The sequence below is a fragment of the Mycolicibacterium novocastrense genome, assembly GCF_001570485.1.
Lineage (GTDB): Bacteria > Actinomycetota > Actinomycetes > Mycobacteriales > Mycobacteriaceae > Mycobacterium > Mycobacterium novocastrense.
This window is the reverse complement of sequence record NZ_BCTA01000009.1, coordinates 1-15772: the sequence shown is the minus strand read 5'-3', so window position 1 is coordinate 15772 and position 15772 is coordinate 1. Positions and strand designations below refer to the sequence as shown.

Annotated in this window: 10 protein-coding genes and 6 pseudogenes; 10 read left to right on the top strand and 6 right to left on the bottom strand. The window is 62.1% G+C overall.

Annotated features, from left to right (window positions below):
* Nucleotides 1–92: 92 nt before the first annotated feature.
* The 5 genes and pseudogenes from RMCN_RS02750 to RMCN_RS02740 all read left to right on the top strand — a co-directional run.
* A pseudogene (locus RMCN_RS02750) lies at nt 93–1087 on the top strand (IS3 family transposase); the annotation flags it as partial.
* 68 nt (nt 1088–1155) lie between these two features.
* Nucleotides 1156–1251: pseudogene (locus tag RMCN_RS30955) on the top strand (ATP-binding protein); the annotation flags it as partial.
* A 307-nt stretch (nt 1252–1558) separates the two neighbouring features.
* A pseudogene (locus tag RMCN_RS31330) lies at nt 1559–1778 on the top strand (IS3 family transposase); the annotation flags it as partial.
* 822 nt (nt 1779–2600) lie between these two features.
* Nucleotides 2601–4025: a multicopper oxidase family protein gene (locus tag RMCN_RS02745; protein ID WP_067387098.1), complete on the top strand. Its 1425-nt coding sequence runs from the start codon at nt 2601–2603 to the stop codon at nt 4023–4025.
* Nucleotides 4026–4191: 166 nt separating this feature from the next.
* Nucleotides 4192–4561, top strand: a pseudogene (locus tag RMCN_RS02740) (transposase); the annotation flags it as partial.
* Here RMCN_RS02740 and RMCN_RS02735 read toward each other — a convergent pair.
* The 3 genes from RMCN_RS02735 to lpqS (RMCN_RS32205) all read right to left on the bottom strand — a co-directional run bounded on the left by RMCN_RS02735 (nt 4554) and on the right by lpqS (RMCN_RS32205) (nt 7357).
* Complete coding sequence (locus RMCN_RS02735) at nt 4554–5792, bottom strand: MDR family MFS transporter (RefSeq protein ID WP_067387107.1); 1239 nt, start codon at nt 5790–5792, stop codon at nt 4554–4556. The pseudogene RMCN_RS02740 and the gene RMCN_RS02735 overlap by 8 nt on opposite strands.
* A complete protein-coding gene (locus tag RMCN_RS02730) occupies nt 5792–6901 on the bottom strand; it encodes a PLP-dependent cysteine synthase family protein (RefSeq protein ID WP_067387104.1) in 1110 nt (369 codons plus the stop codon). Before RMCN_RS02730 ends, RMCN_RS02735 begins: the two co-directional genes overlap by 1 nt.
* A 102-nt stretch (nt 6902–7003) precedes the next feature.
* Entirely contained in the window at nt 7004–7357 is a 354-nt protein-coding gene (gene lpqS, locus RMCN_RS32205; protein ID WP_457920652.1) for a putative copper homeostasis (lipo)protein LpqS, read from the bottom strand.
* Nucleotides 7358–7687: 330 nt separating this feature from the next.
* Here lpqS (RMCN_RS32205) and RMCN_RS02720 point away from each other — a divergent pair.
* From RMCN_RS02720 to RMCN_RS02705, 5 genes and pseudogenes are all read left to right on the top strand, one after another.
* A pseudogene (locus tag RMCN_RS02720) lies at nt 7688–8095 on the top strand (response regulator transcription factor); the annotation flags it as partial.
* 376 nt (nt 8096–8471) lie between these two features.
* Complete coding sequence (locus tag RMCN_RS02715) at nt 8472–9629, top strand: sensor histidine kinase (RefSeq protein WP_067387095.1); 1158 nt, start codon at nt 8472–8474, stop codon at nt 9627–9629.
* 123 nt (nt 9630–9752) lie between these two features.
* Nucleotides 9753–10162, top strand: a pseudogene (locus tag RMCN_RS32070) (hypothetical protein); the annotation flags it as partial.
* A 49-nt stretch (nt 10163–10211) separates the two neighbouring features.
* Complete coding sequence (locus RMCN_RS32065) at nt 10212–10469, top strand: hypothetical protein (protein WP_131808489.1); 258 nt, start codon at nt 10212–10214, stop codon at nt 10467–10469.
* A 541-nt stretch (nt 10470–11010) separates the two neighbouring features.
* A complete protein-coding gene (locus RMCN_RS02705; protein ID WP_067387100.1) occupies nt 11011–11610 on the top strand; it encodes an MspA family porin in 600 nt (199 codons plus the stop codon).
* A 1592-nt stretch (nt 11611–13202) separates the two neighbouring features.
* On the opposite strand, the gene RMCN_RS02685 is transcribed toward RMCN_RS02705, so the two are convergent.
* From RMCN_RS02685 to mscL, 3 genes are all read right to left on the bottom strand, one after another.
* Nucleotides 13203–14246: a PLP-dependent cysteine synthase family protein gene (locus RMCN_RS02685; protein WP_234787543.1), complete on the bottom strand. Its 1044-nt coding sequence runs from the start codon at nt 14244–14246 to the stop codon at nt 13203–13205.
* A 196-nt stretch (nt 14247–14442) separates the two neighbouring features.
* The gene (lpqS, locus tag RMCN_RS32200) at nt 14443–14862 is read right to left on the bottom strand and encodes a putative copper homeostasis (lipo)protein LpqS (RefSeq protein ID WP_457920651.1); all 420 of its coding nucleotides are present in this window, start codon (nt 14860–14862) and stop codon (nt 14443–14445) included.
* 286 nt (nt 14863–15148) lie between these two features.
* Nucleotides 15149–15634, bottom strand: coding sequence for a large-conductance mechanosensitive channel protein MscL (gene mscL, locus RMCN_RS02680; protein ID WP_067387089.1), 486 nt, complete (start codon nt 15632–15634; stop codon nt 15149–15151).
* Between the last annotated feature and the right edge of the window lie 138 nt (nt 15635–15772).

Below are 15772 nucleotides of genomic sequence, written 5' to 3'. Positions count from 1 at the left end.
TATGGCCTTGGTCACAAATCACTCCTTCTGTCCGCCCGAACGGCGGTCCGATCTTGGACCACCCCGGACTTACACAGATGGAATGACACGCCCTTGAGCAAACCATCGAAATCCTCAAGGCCGCAACAAGTTTCTTCGTGCGGGAGAGCGACCCGCGACACCGCTGATCTGTGCGTTCATCGCCGAGCATCGCGCTCGGTTCGGGGTCGCTCCGATTTGCCGCGTGCTCACCGAGCACGGCTGCGCAATCGCCCCGAGAACCTTCTACGCTGGCTGACCCGACCCCCGTCGGCGCGGACGCTGTGGGACACCGTCATCACCGAGGTGCTGGCTGGCTTCTACGAGCCCGACGAGCACGGACGGCGTAAGCCGGAGTCGCTGTACGGGGCCACCAAAATGTGGGCTCACCTGCAATGCCAGGGCATCGCCGTAGCCCGCTGCACCGTGGAGCGCCTGATGTGGGCCAACGGTTGGCACGGGATCACTCGCCGAAAGAAGATCCGCACCACGAACGCGGATCCGACCGCCGCACGGGCCGCAGATCTGGTCAAACGCCAGTTCCGGGTGCCTGCACCCAACGTGCTGCTGGTGGCTGACTTCACCTACGTCCGGTTATCCAGCGGGGCGTTTGTGTACACCGCGTTGGCCGTGGACGCCTACGCCGGCCGGATCGTGGGATGGACCTGCTCAGCGAGCAAGGAGGACCGATTCGTTCGACAAGCGATCCGCCATGCCGCACAACTCCGCCTCAACGAGGGGAATCCTTTGCTGGCAACACTATTCATCACAGCGATGCAGGGTCTCAATACACTTCTGTGCGGTTCGGGGGAACCCTGCGCTGTCCGGATTGGTGGCCTCGATCGGCACGGTCGGGGATGCCTTCGACAACGCTCTGGCGGAGACGACCATAGGGCTCTACAAGACCGAAGCCGTCCGCGAGGACTCACCGTTCCGGCGAGGCCCCCTGCACCGCCTGGCCGACGTCGAACTGCTCACCGCCGAGTGGGTGCACTGGTACAACACCGACCGGCTCATGCACCGCCTGGGCCGCATCCCACCTATCGAATACGAGACCATCTACTACGCTACAAACACAGCCGCGATCAGCGGCTGCACACCAATAACCGGTGTGCATCAAACCCGCGGCGATTCATACTGCCGGAGGACACTACCGCCGCCAGCATCCTCGACCGCCTGCTGCACCACGCCAGTATCGTCGTCACCTCCGGTGAGTCCTACCGGATGCGCTAGGCCGACCACAAGAAGGGAGCCAACAAGAATTAGCCAATCACCCGCCAACGGAGTGGGGACTTCTCCTACCACCAACGGAGACTTTTACTTGGCCGTCGAATGCGCAATCGCGACGACGATGTGAAGATCGAGCAAGATGCCACCGATTTCGGTGTGCATCCGATGACGCAGACAGACAATACGCCAAGCGATATCGACGAGGCACCCAGCCGGGTGAGAGCACCACTAATTCAGCGGAGTTATGGGAGCGGTCCTCTAGGTTTGCAGCCGAAAGACCGTCCAGGCGCTCCACTGACGCAGCATGGTCGGCTCCATGTGCCGCGTCGGTACCGCCGCCATAGAGAGCTTTTCTTCAACCTGAATGTCCTCGACCGCCGCCGCTGGTACACGAGGAAGGAACAACGATCGCAATCGTCACCTGGATCGAACGCACCTATTACGGACGCCGCCGACAAACGGCACTCAGGCGATTGGCCCCCATCGAATACGAAGCAATCATAACCACCCCGGCCAGTCAGGCCGCGTGATCCGACTGTCACCGGATCGTGGCGCAGACCCGTGTTCACGTTTCCTGTTTTACGGAGCCGAAGTCCACGCCGTAGTGACATTAGGGTGAGACACGATGCTGAGAAACTCAGTAGTATCGGATTTATCACGTACGTGATAGTTCCGTAGAGAAAGTGGTCCAACATGAAGCGTCAGAGTGCGTGCGATACTGGACCTTCAGCTACCCGCCGTGAGCACTGGCTTCGGCTTGTCTTGGCCGGTGGAGTCCTCGCTGCGATCGCATCGGTGCCGACATTAGCCGTTACCAGCAGTGATCTGATCACGCCGGCGGCTCCCTGCCCTAACGGAGAAGAAGTTGACGTGTTCAGCCTGTCGTGCATACCGCACCTTGCACCGCGCTCGCCGTTGCAGCCCATCCCGGGCAATCCGGATGTCCCCGCAATACGGGGGGTGCCATGCACCACCGAGCCACAGTGCGCCCGGTTGGGCCGAAAGCCCGGTACCTTGGCCCCGCGGCCGGTACCGCACGCCAAGTTTGGACACGAGGGCACCGCCGAATCTCATCCATAGCGGGGTAGAGCCTGCTGACATCGGGGCTGGCCCAACGGCCTTGCACGCCAGCCGCTCCGACATGCTCAACGTGTCTTGAGCATGTCCACGGCGCGCGCTTGGCAGCTTGGCTCAAAAATTGTTCGCGGTCTCCCGAAGAGCGTCTCTCTCCAGCTCCGCGTCGCCCAGCAGCCGCTCCAGGCGAGAGTTTGTTCCACACAGATCGTGTCCGATTCATGCTGTTCCAGCGGTGCACGCCACGGCTCAGGGCGGCACGCTGGCATACTGACAGCATGATCGATCGGCGAGGGTTCCTGACATTGTCCGCCGCCGCCGGCTTGGCGGTCGCCTGCTCGCCGCGGTCCGAATCGGCCAGAGCGGCCGACGCAGTCGACGTCACTCTCGAGCCGACCGCCACCGAAATCGACCTAGGCGGCGTCATAGTAGGCACTTGGGCATACGGCAGGGAGCTTCCTGGCAGGGAGATCCGCGTTCGCAAGGGCGAGACGCTGCGAGCCCAGGTGACAAACCAGTTACCGGTCGACACCACGATTCATTGGCATGGTGTGGCGCTCCGCAACGATATGGACGGTGTGCCGGTGCTCACTCAGCCGCCGATCCCGTCCGGAAAGCGTTTTACCTACGAGTTCGCCGTGCCCGATGCGGGGACATACATGTACCACTCCCATGTCGGCACCCAGCTGGATCGGGGGCTGTACGGTCCGTTGATCATCGAGGACCCCGACGAACGCACCGATTACGACCACGAGCTGATAATCATGCTCGACGACTGGATCGACGGCACAGGCACTGATCCCGATCAAGTACTAGCAGACTTGAAGAAGACCGGCATGGCAGACATGGGTGGAATGGCCGGCATTGGTCCCGATGCTGGCGTCAGGGCAACCAGACCGCTCGGCGACGACGGCGGGGACGTCACTTACCCCTACTATCTCATCAATGGCAGGATCGCGGCAGATCCGAAGGTGCTGGATTTTCGTACTGGGCAACGCATTCGGCTGCGGGTGATGAACGTGGCGTCCGACACCGCGTTTCGGGTAGCGGTGCCCAACCATGTTCTGAACGTCACCCATACCGATGGTTTTCCGGTGGCCCCAGCGCAAGCCGAGTCGGTGCTCCTGGGTATGGGTGAGCGGGTGGACGCCACGATCACGCTCGGCACCTCGGTTCCGGTGGTCGCCGCCGCAGAGCAGAAAGCGGGCTACGCTCAATTGAACATGCGCGTCAATGGCGCACCGAGCGGTGTCAACGTCGCTCAGTTCATCGCCGCCCTGCGGAACGGTATCCCCTTGGACACCTCACAGTTGATGGCCACACCCGAAGTTCAACTACCGCAACGCGATCCGGACGACATCATCGACATGCGGCTAGCCGGCCCGGTGAACCGCTACGACTGGCCGATCAACGGCAAGCTGTACGATCCGCCGAACGGCGGCTATCCTATCCGGGGCGGCCAGCGGGTGCGCATACGATATGCCAACGAGTCCATGATGTTTCATCCGATGCATCTGCACGGCCACACGTTTCAGGTCATTCGGCCCACCGGGCGGACGGCCCGCAAAGACACAGTATTGGTGCCGCCGATGCAAACCGTCGAAGTCGACTTCGACACCGATAACCCCGGTCGGTGGCTCGTCCACTGCCACAACACGTATCACCTGGACGCCGGCATGGCGGCCTTCCTCCACTACACTTGATATGTAGGCATGGTTGTCAAGAGGTAGGTGAAAGCCGCTCCGGTTCGGTGCCGGGGGTTCGTTTGATCGGGTGTCGGCGTGCTGTCGGCGGTCGTTGGTCAACGACGGCGGTGTCAGACTGATATGCGCGGGTCGGGTACCGCAAGAGGATGCGTGAATGCCGAGGGGCTACCGAGAGATCCTCGGTGCGGAGGTGACCTCGGCCGAAGACGTGGCGGGCATGGCTGGCGTTCTTCCGCGATCTGGTCGCTCGCGGCCTATCGGGGTTCGCGCTGGTGACCAGCGACGCTCACCGGGGACTGATGGCCGCGATCGGCGCCACCCTGCCTGGGGTGGCCTGGCAGCGATGCAGAACCCACTGCACGATCAACCTGATGTCGGTCACCCCGAAGGCTTCCTGGCCGTGGGTGTGCACGCTGCTGCACTCCATCTTCAACCAACCTGACGCTGAATCCGTTGTGGCTCAATATGATCGAGCGCTCGACGCATTGAGTGACAAGCTAAGTAGTGACCCTTCGTACCTGCCCCTCAACCGTCGGTGGGCCGCAAATGATGCTTACGGTCGAGGCGGTATAAGGCAGCTGCCGACATCACGCCGATGACAATCAGCGCGGCCCAGACGAGTTCGCTCCATCCGATGTCTCGCGCCGCGCCCAGGATGGAGCCGGCGGCGAGGTTTCCGAAGAGGATACCGATGCCGATAATGGTGTTGTAGAACCCGTAGTGGGTAGCCACCAGGCGTCCGTTGCTCAGTGATACGACGGTGTCCATTTCGAACGGGAAGACGGCAGCTGAGCCGACTGCCAGTAGGGCCGCCGACGTGATCAGCGCGGCCACCGCTACGGCGGTACCGAGTCGGTCTGCATCCGGGAACACGGCCAGCGGCACGAAGGAGATGGCCAGCACCATCATGCCAATGACCAGGCTGTGCCCGGCTCTCCATCGCGCCGCGAACCAGCGGGTGATACGCAGCTGTCCGGCCACCGCTACAACTCCGGATACTACGAAAGTGGCTGCCACAAGCCAAGCTTCGCGGTTCGGTGCCAAATACTTGGCCTGTAAGGGCAGGGTGAGGTAGATCTGAAAGGACAAAACGTAGGAGCCGATCATCGCCGCTGCGAACAGCAGAAACGACCGATTCCTCACCACTGTTCGCCGGTCGTCTACGATGGAGGTCTTCACTAAAACCTCATCCGCTCTATGTTGAGGTAACGCCACCAATTGTGCAACGGTCAGTCCCGCGAACACGACAGCTGCGGCCAGTGCGGTGATGCGAAAGTCAAACACCATCAACGCGACTCCCACCAGCGGGCCGAGCAAAATCCCGGCTTGGTAGAAGATGTTGAACAATGCAAACGCTTCCAACCGCCGCTCGCCGGCATCGGCAGCCAGGTAGGCGCGCACCGCGGGATTGAACAGCGCGCCTGCGAAACCGGTTGCCGCCGAGGCCACGAGAACGATCGGCAGGGACTGAGCAAACGCCAGTAGCGCGAATCCTGCGGTGCGAAGTAGGCAGCCGGCCACGATCAGCGGTTTGTAGCCGAGCCGGTCGGCCAGTGTGCCTCCGACGATGAACATGCCCTGCTGTGAGAAGTTACGTACGCCGTATACGAGCCCGATCGCCCAGGCCGCCAGCCCTAACGGGCCGGCGAGGTAGCCGGCCAGATAGGGCATGAGCATGTAGAAGCCCAGGTTGATGCCGAACTGATTGATCATCAATATCCGGCTCGGCGCATCAAAGCTGCGGAACTGACCGATGACGCTTATCAACGCTTTCCGGCGGCCGGGTCGATGACGACGGGGCAGCGGGTCCAGGATTGCACGACGCGTTCGGTGGGGTGACTGATGACGTCCGGTTCGCTCGGCGGCTCGACGTCGAGCAGACCGTGCTCGCGGCAGTAGTCGTCGTTATAGATAGTGTCGAAGTAGCGTTGCGGCCCGTCCGGGAAGACTGCCGCGATTATGGTGTCGCGCGAGTGTGTCCGGACGGCCCAGCCCGCGACTAGTGCCACCGCCCCCACACTCCAGCCGCCACTGGCGTAGTGGGTCGAAGCCAGGGCACGACATGCCCATACCGCCTCTGCGGGGGCGACCCAGTGTGCTTCGTTGAAGGCGGGATAGTCGACGTTTCTGGGGTAGATGCTGGATCCGAGGCCGCGCATCAGTCGCGTGGCGGCTGGTTGCCCGAAGATGGTGGAGCCGATGGTGTCCACGCCGATCAGCTTCAGGTCAGGGTTGTATTCGCGCAGCACCCGCGCCACCCCCGCCGAGTGTCCACCCGTTCCCACCGAGCACACCAGTACGTCGATATTTCCCAATTGGGAGATAAGCTCTAAGGCCAGTGGTCGGTAGGCATCGACGTTGTCGGGGTTGTTGTACTGGTCTGGATACCAGCTATGTGGATCTTCGGCCAATAGCTCGGCGACGCGATCCTTGCGCGCCTGTTGCCACCCGCCGACCGGGTGAGGCTCGGCGACGAGATCGAGCTGGGCGCCGTAGGCAGTGAGCATGCGCTCGATGATCGGTTCCATGCCGGGATCGGTGACCACGGTGACCGGATGCCCGTACACGGTCCCGGCCAGCGCCAAACCCAAGCCCATGGTGCCGCTGGTGGATTCGACGATTCGCGCACCGGGTAGCAGATCTCCGCGTGCACGAGCTCGTTCCACCATGTGCAGCGCGGGACGGTCCTTCATTCCACCGGGATTAAGTCCCTCGAGCTTGGCCCAGAAGCCGCGGTCCGGGTCACTGAATGGCGCAGATACCCGCAACACCGGCGTGGTGCCGACAATCGTGTTGGCCCGTCCCTGCGTGCCCAGCGCAACAGGCTGAGAAGTTATAGGTCGGTTGTTTTCAGAAGATAGAGCAGAGTTCATGATCATCGCTTCTGCGTGAAGCCGCGGCAGAGCGCGGCAGCTGACAATGACGGCGGTCACCAACCGTGATGGCAGCGGAGCCATCGGTTTGACGATGACCGGTCAGCGAATAGTGATACACAATCGGGACAAAATCTGTCTGCCGGTCAACGAAGGAGCGAGCCGACTAGGCGACGCCCGCATCATCGGTGACAGCATGTCCGCGAGCCACCCGGCAGGCGCGATGGCGGCCATCGCGGTGAAGTCGGAACCGGCGAGCGGCGCGATTCGCGATAAGACCGCCGCAGCAGCTGACATGTCCGACGCACAGATTGACTCACGTTCAATATGGTCGTGACTGGTCAGCGCGACAAAACCGACAAAACGATCCGCAGATGCCGATACCGAGGGATGTGAATGGACCGGGGAGGGTTCACACGATGGCAGGGCGACTCTGGCGCCCAGAACGAGTACCACCGCCGCGCCGAACACGAGAACGGTGGACTTCAGGTAGAGGCCCGTCGAGGTGCCGCTAAAACTTCCTATGACCCGACTGTAACAGCATCACGACCCGAGAAACGGAGCCAAGCAGCCCACCTGTGCATTACGAATCGACACCTGCCTGAAGTGTTATTTGTTGCGAAAGACCGGACGGCTTGAGACAGCGGCTTGAACCTACTTGGGCTGCGCTGTCCGGAGAGAAGCCTGTGCGGCCGCAGAACGCATGTGAGTCGTGGGAATATTCCATGGGAATCTGTCAAGCGCCGGGATTGGATACCACAGGATCGCAGCAGGCATTATGGACGGATGGAAACAGTGCCGCAGACTTCAGTGACCGGCGCCGGTCATCGGGCATTAGTGGTCGACAACGAAATTCCGCTGGCCGGAGTGGTCGCCAGTTACCTCGAGCATGAGCAATTCGAAGTATGTATCGCTCACGACGGTTACGATGCGCTCACTTTGGCCCGCGCGTTCCATCCTGATGTCGTTGTTCTTGATCTGGGCTTGCCGGGGATCGACGGGATTGAAACCTGCCGCCAGCTACGCACCTTCTCCGACGCCTATGTTGTGATGTTGACCGCTCGGGACAGCGAGGCGGACACACTGATTGGATTGTCGGTGGGCGCCGACGACTACGTAATTAAGCCCTTCAGGCCCCGCGAACTCATCGCACGCATCCTCGCGATGCTACGCCGACCGCGCACTATGCAGACGGAGAGTGGAGACGGCACCGAAACCCCAGCCGACTAGCAGCAGTCGTGTCGGCGCCTCCCTCATGCACTTCTCGCCTGGACGCAACTTGACTGAACACCGAGTGCCGAAAGCTCAAGCCTTCGCCCCGGCCGCCGCGGTCGGCACAGGCCTCGTAATGCTATGCGGCGACCTAGTATGCGACTCGGAACGGGCAGTCGACCGAGTGACCTCTAGCATCGCGATAACAGTCTTGCCCCGCGATATAGCTTGGATAGGAGTGCACATTGTCGAGATCGGCTCGGCCAAGCCTTCGGCAAGCAGTCGACCGAACACAGCGACGAGAAATTGCAGTGCGATCGAAGGTCAGCGACGTTAAATTTCGGACGGGAATTGGCCAATGAGTAACAACACCACACCGGGAGCTAAGCCGCCCCGGTTCTTGCGCCGGCCCAGCATCGGGCTGCGATTACTGCTCGCCCAGACACTGGTGCTCGCCGCCGGTGCGGTGGTCACCTGGGGAATTGCCGCCGTCGTCGGACCGCAGCTCTTTAAGAAGCACATGCATGACGCGGTGCCCGCCGGCTCGTTCCTTGAAACACATGCCGACCATGCCTACAGAGGGGCCACCGCCGTGGCCGTGGGCGGCGCCCTTGCCATTTCCGTGCTGATGGCGCTGGCGGTCAGTTGGTATGTCAGCCGTCGGCTCCAGCGATCGGTCACCGAGGTCGCCGCCGCTGCGACCGCGGTCGCCCACGGCCGATACGACATCCGGGTTTCGCCTACCCGCCTCGACGAGGATTTCGACACGCTCGTTGACTCGTTCAACCAGATGGCGGCCCGGCTACAGACAGTCGACGCCACACGGCGCCAGTTGTTCAGCGACCTCGCCCACGAGATCCGCACCCCCGCCTCGGTGCTGGACGCCTACGTGGACGCGCTCGAAGACGGCGTGCGGTCGCTTACCCCACAGACCACCGCGATGCTGCGCGACCAGACCCGCCGGCTAGTGCGGTTCTCCGAGGACACCGCTGCGCTCGCCCAAGCCGAAGAAAGTGCCTTCTCGATGGCCTTTAGCTGGATTGACGTGCCCCAGCTGATCGATGCTGCCGTGACAGCCGCGCAGGAACGCTATCGGAGCAAACACGTTGATCTAGTCGCCACGTTACCTGCGAACCTGCCCCCGCTATGGGGTGACCCGCAACGGCTATCTCAGGTCCTAGGCAACCTGCTTGACAATGCGCTGCGCCACACGCCGCCGGGAGGACGCGTCGAGATACGCGCGGCTGCGGACGGCACTGTTTTCACGCTTTCGGTCGTCGACAGCGGTGAAGGCATCCCGGCCGAACATTTACCCCATGTGTTCGAACGGTTCTATCGAGCCGATCTCGCCCGCGACCGGGGCTACGGCGGAGGCGGAATCGGATTAGCCATCGTCAAGGCGCTGGTCGAGGCCCACAACGGACGCGTCGCCGCGGCCAGCGACGGCATCGGCAAAGGCACCGCGTTCACCGTCACCCTGCCGCTGTCCCCAACGGGTGCCGAGCGTACCTCCTGAAACCATGTGGTCGGTCGGCACGGTGGGGGACGCCCTCGATAAGGCTCGCGGAAACCACTATTGGGCTCTACCAAAACGAGTGCGTCCGCGGGGGCTCCCGTTTCGCGATGCGCCGCTGCGCGGGCCGCCGCCCAAGTGGTGGTGTCGCATCCGGTCGGTGGCCAGTCCTGCGACATCGCCACCGTCAGGCGGAATCGTGATCGCGCGGCACCGGCTGGCTGCCGACGGGGCCGGGGGTGATGGTCTGCGATTGCGGCCATGTCATCGCGTTGGACGCCGCAGCGATGGCGACGGCGGCCACCAGGCCCCCGCATCGCCGCAAGGAACGCATCCCACCGCGACCGGCAGCCAAAGCCGCTGCCACCCAACTACTGTGACTCCGTGACGACAGCGGGCGCGCGAATGAATCCTCGACGGCGTCAAACGATTCCACTGTCATCGATCTGTCGGCTTTATACCGACTCCGCGACCACCACGCTGCCGCCGAAACCCTCCGCCGAGCCGCTACCGGCACCCGCGAACCACTACACTGACCGCTGCTCACAGGTGGGGAATCTCAGCGAGGACACCTGGGGACTTTCGATGAGCCCGAGCATCGTCGCCAGACATCAACGCAGCGCGACCATCGTGACCTCGAATCGCGATGCCGACGAATGGCTCTCGGTCATGATGGACGCGATGCTTGTCCAATCCTCCCGAGGTCGTCGTGGGACTGGCGCACGCTCACGCACCCGACCCGACGAAGGGCCCGAATTCAACGACAGAACATGCCCGGAACGACTCAGTGCAGAGATCGGTATCCTCGACCGCCGTGTCGGCATCACAGTATTTATTTCCTAGGTGTTACAGAGATGTTCACTCAGTGTCTCGCGACGTGTGCAGCAGACTGTCGGTCCGCTCACATCTCAGCTTCGTCAACCCCCTAGGCGCCTCGGCGGCATGCTGGTTGCTCAGACTTATCGCGGGCCGACGCCTTTGCCGGGAAATTTGCACCCTAGGCGATCACCGCGGTGAAATACCATGTCCGACAAAGAGAGTATGGCGACAGATAAATGTCGGCCGAACGCGGTATCCCACTACCATAGGGCTAAGTCATGCTGAGCCGAGTTCGTCTCTTCGCCCAGCAGCCCTTCGCCGGTCCTTGTTAACTTGATGTAACCAACTCGGCACTGGGAGTAGAGGCGTCGTATCTTGAGGATGCCTTTCACCGCAACGACAGGTCGCCACAAGGAACCCGCCGAGCCGACGAACTTCTCGTGCCAGAACGAAAGCTAGTCGTACGACGTGGGTTCGGGCGATCGTATGTCGCTCAGCCGTAACAGGGAAGCAAGGAGATTACGTGGCACTGCTCAAAAGGATCATAGGATTGGCTCCGCTTGCGATGACCGTTTGCGTATTTGGGGCTGCAACTGTGCACGCCGAGCCGATAGATATGGCGCCCAAGGTTTTTAGCAAAAACACCCGCGATGGCTGGCAATTGAACATCCGGATCGACCGCGAGAAAGTGAACTCAGTACCCAATCTCGCCGCAGCCGCAAACTCGAGGGAGGCGTTTGTCACGTTCGACGCAACGGCCACCGCGACCGGTGGATCAAGTCCGATCACAGACAGCCTCTTCATCGCCGGGTACCAGCTGGGCTGCCAAACCGACGTGTCGACTGGTCTGCAGATCGGTGGTACGGGGGGCATTGCACCGACGGTAGGCGTCGGCCTCCCCGACCCGTCGGTCAGTGCCGGTGTGAGCTCTGGTGTAGCGGGATTCGTCCAGACGGTTCTACAGCCAGGCGTGATCGTCGATCTTCCGTTGGCCAACATGGTCCTCAACGAGGGCGGCACGGGTATGCTTGACGTCGACAATCTGCACATCAAGGCTGACGCATGCGGAGGCGATGTTACCGTCCGTTCCTACGCTTACCTGCGCATCTCGACGGACGCCGCTCACAGCAATTTCGCCATTTACGGCGATCCGATCAAAATTTGAGGTGAGACCATGGTTTGCGCGAAGCGACGTATATTCGGCGCGGCGACTGGTTTTGCTGCGCTGTTCACCCTTGCCCCCCTACCCATGGCGGACGCCCAGCCAGCGCCGCCACCACCACCGCCTTTCTTTCCTGCTCCCACTTTCGGATTTCTGCCGGCAGTGCCAGGGAGTTACAGCGCTACCTACTACGTGATTCTGCCGCCGTCGCCGGCGATCACTGATTCGCGGGGTCTGAACGTCGCCAGCAACGCCGACCCTGCCTCGGCGGCCCACGGGCTACCTGGCAGCAAACTTGGCAACAGTCCTCACAAGACAAACCCTCTTACATCGTCGAATACGCGTTACGGGCTCTCCGCTCTAGGGGCACCTGTCCCCACGCATACCCCGGGTGTGAACTCCTCCGGTGTGGGCCACATTGCGGCACTGGAGGACCCGAGCGGTCAACCATCCGATGGTACTCCCGCAGTTGAGTCGGAAGCTCCTGACGTAACTCCTACGCCCGCACCGGTTTTGGAGGATCCAAGCGGCCAGCGACCAGAGGCGGCGGAATCGGGCGGCTAGGGCTAACCGTGTAAGGTTCGTTTGAGGGGTCGACCCTGGCAACGCGGCAGCAACGAGAACACCCACAGACTGCTGCGGGGACTACTTCCCCAAGGGTGTCAGGCTCAACAACCACTCACCGGCGGTCCTGCTGGTCATTGAACTCAACTATCGCCGCCCTATGGTCCACCGGGACCGTTGTCCGGCTGACTTGTTTGCCGCGCTGTTAACCTCGATGGCCGTCAACTCAGCGCGCGACCGCATGAGCTGGGCGCCGAAACCCAGAGCCGACTGGCTGCTTTCCGAGTGCACAGATTTTTCGATTCTGCGGTCGCAGACCCGGCTGAAAGCGGCTCAGGGCGACGCGATGCACGACGCCGAGGGGTACGGCATACCGTCACTCACGCAACGGTATGCCGTACCCTCGACCGCTTCATGTGTCATCGGCACGGTAGGAAGGGCACACAGTATTGATGTGGCAGAGGAGGCGAGAAAAATCCATGGCCTCCGCCATACCTTGGCCCGCCGTTGCCGTGTCCGCCGCCGTGTCCGCCGCCGTGTCCGCCGCCGTGTCCGCCGCCGTGTCCGCCGCCGTGAGGTCCGTTCAGACTGTAGTCAACGGCCGGGCCCGACACCGGTGCTGCCTGAGCAGAAGCGGGGACTACGCCGGCGGCCAGAGTTAGTCCGCCGGCGATGGCCAGGGCGCCGGTAAGCACCTGAATCGGTCGACGCAATTGGTTTGCTCGAATCATGGTCGGATTTCCTTCCAGAAGAATGTCTTCAAATCAGATTTGGCCTTCGATGAATGGTGGTCGGCACCTCCTCTTGTTGTCGGCATTTCCATCTCGACCGAAATGGTCGGAGCCCATTTGCGAATGCTTTGATTCCGATCGTCGTTCCCGAAAAACTTCAGCGCGGGCACTTTGCGAGTCGAGTCGTCCAAAAGGGCCGAGTCGCCAGTCCATGCGCGGCCGTGGTCCGCCGTGTCTAGCGGTCGGGAGACATCCCTGTTATGACCGAGGCCGATGTACTTGGCAAGACGCCCTTCAGCATCACTGAGCCGGGTCTACGACCGTGACACAACGGGTCCATGACTGCACCACCTGCTGGGTCGGGTGGTCGATGACCGCCGGTTGGCGCGGTGGGTCACCTCCGAGCAGATTGTGTCGGCGGCAGTAGTCGTTGTTGTAGATGGTGTCGAAATAGCGCTGGGGCCCGTCGGGAAACACCGCCGCGATCGTGGTGTCGGGTTCATAGGTGCGTGCCGCCCACCCGGAGACCAAGGCCACCGCGCCTACACTCCATCCGCCGCTGGCGTAGTGGCTCTTTGCCAGGGCGCGGCACGCCCACACTGCCTCAGCCGGAGCCACCCAGTGCACCTCGTCGAAGGCTGCGTAGTCGACGTTGCCGGGGTAGATGCTCGATCCCAGCCCTCGCATCAGGCGTGTTGCGGCCGGCTGTCCGAAGATGGTCGACCCGATAGTGTCCACCCCGATCAGCTTCAGGTTAGGGTTGGCCTGGCGAAGCACGCGCGCTACTCCCGCCGAGTGTCCGCCGGTCCCCACTGAGCACACCAGCACGTCGACGTTTCCGAGCTGGGCCAGCAACTCAAGGGCCAGCGGCTGGTAGCCGTCGACATTGTCGGGATTGCTGTATTGGTCGGGAACCCACGCGGGCGGGTCGGCAGCCAGCAGTTCGGCCACTCGGTCTTTGCGGGCCTGCTGCCATCCGCCGACCGGATGAGGCTCGCGCACTAAATCGACATCGGCGCCGTAGGCGGCCAGCATGCGCCGCACGATCGGCTCCATTCCCGGATCGGTGACAAGGGTGACCGGATGCCGATGCACCATCCCAGCCAGGGCCAGCCCCAGACCCAATGTGCCACTGGTAGATTCCACAATCCGCGCACCGGGACGCAGTTCCTCGCGGGCCTGAGCCATTTCCACCATGTGCATGGCAGGTCGGTCTTTCATACCGCCGCCAGGATTGAAGCCCTCCAATTTGGCCCAGAAGCCACGGTCGGCGTTGGTCAGCGGCGCCGACACTCGCAACACCGGCGTCCGGCCCACCAGTGTTCCGGGGCTCTGACTGGCCACGGTTGCTGCACGGTGCAATCTGCCCGCGGCGCTACGCCGAGTCGGACGCACAAACTTCCCAGTGCGGGAAGGTAGAGCTGCAGTCATATGAATCGTCGCTTTCTTAATCGCTGCCGCAAGGATGCGCGGCAAGAGAAATAGGGGTAGCGGTCACCGGCCATGCGTGCACGCAGCACGGCGGCCTGGCGCTACCCAGTCAGCGACGAGCGATACAGTTCCGAATCAGCAAGGGGCGACCCGCAGAGAAGCCAAGAAGCACACTGGGCGGCCCGCGCGTCGCGCCGAGCGCAGCCCATGCCCCCATCACGACAACGACGGCGATTGCGGAGATCGCCAACGCGGTCCTATCCGTCCCCGCCCGGAGTCCAGCCGCACAAGTGAGAACATCGGGCGGAGCCGAGTGGCACTCCTTGTCCGGCATTAGGTGAGAATGATCCGTTATCAGCGGCGACGCAGCTTGCGTAAAAGAGGACGCCTGCAGAACATGGACTCCATGACTCTCGACGGCGTCTGCGTGCGGAAGACCAACCTCGGTCCCAAGCAGCACGGCCAACGCCGCAACCGCGATGACAGCTGCGCATCGCAATCGCCTGGCCGCACGACCGGTGACTTTCACGATGCCGAGTGTAGCGCGTATAACTCCGGGCAGCAGATAACGCTGCGGTGAAGTTCCACAGGCAGGTCCATAACGAACGATGCTATGCGCGTCGCTTTGGACTCGTTCTGACGCACGATTTTGGCGCTCGCCGACTGCAATTGTTGAGAGCGACCATAATTTCGTGACCACCTGTAGCGGCCAAGAAACCCTATTGGGTGAGCGTGCCAATCTCGTCTTCCAACGACTTAGCTACGTCACCGCGGAGCCGGCTGAACGAATCGGTTCCCATAGTTGATTGGACAGATTACTCCGTTGACGAAGTGTCGACGTCGTTGCTTGTATCCCCGTTTGTCGTCTTCGATGTACACGGGCTCGGGCCGGGGCCCGAACCGCTGATATGCCTAGCGGTCGTGCCGTTGGTTTCCGCAAGGATGTTGCGGATCTCGGTCAGCAGGGCCAGCTCGGTGTCCTGGGCCTGCTCGACCTCACCCTTCTTGCGCAGCCGGTTGTACGGCAGCACGACGAGGAGATACACCACGGCCGACACCAGAATGAAGTTGATGGCGGCCGACAGGAGAACGTTCAGATCGATTGTCTCGCCGCCGCCGATGCCGAGCCGCAGAATGCCGTAGTTGGACTCACTGCCCGCGCCGATGCGGTTGATGAGCGGTTGAATGATGCTTTCGGTGAATTTGGTGACCAATGCGGTGAACGCCGTGCCGATGACCACCGCAACCGACAGGTCGACGATGTTGCCTCGCGCGAGGAAATCTTTGAACCCCTTCAACATCGTCCCGAACCCTTCCTGTTGTTCGTGCTCGACAGTTAGCGAGGTTAGCCCGGATTTTGCGTGGTAATTGGTGTGGGTTCGGTGTGATGCCGAGTTGTGTTGTTGGGTAGTGGTTTTCGTGTGGTGGCGTAGAGGTGC

What these genes read in the sequence shown, in the direction of transcription:
- RMCN_RS02745 (WP_067387098.1), top strand. Translation starts at nt 2,601, where the DNA reads ATGATCGATCGGCGAGGGTTCCTGACATTGTCCGCCGCCGCCGGCTTG.
- RMCN_RS02730 (WP_067387104.1), bottom strand. Translation starts at nt 6,901, where the DNA reads ATGAACTCTGCTCTATCTTCTGAAAACAACCGACCTATAACTTCTCAG.
- RMCN_RS02715 (WP_067387095.1), top strand. Translation starts at nt 8,472, where the DNA reads ATGAGTAACAACACCACACCGGGAGCTAAGCCGCCCCGGTTCTTGCGC.
- RMCN_RS32065 (WP_131808489.1), top strand. Translation starts at nt 10,212, where the DNA reads ATGAGCCCGAGCATCGTCGCCAGACATCAACGCAGCGCGACCATCGTG.
- RMCN_RS02705 (WP_067387100.1), top strand. Translation starts at nt 11,011, where the DNA reads ATGACCGTTTGCGTATTTGGGGCTGCAACTGTGCACGCCGAGCCGATA.
- mscL (WP_067387089.1), bottom strand. Translation starts at nt 15,634, where the DNA reads ATGTTGAAGGGGTTCAAAGATTTCCTCGCGCGAGGCAACATCGTCGAC.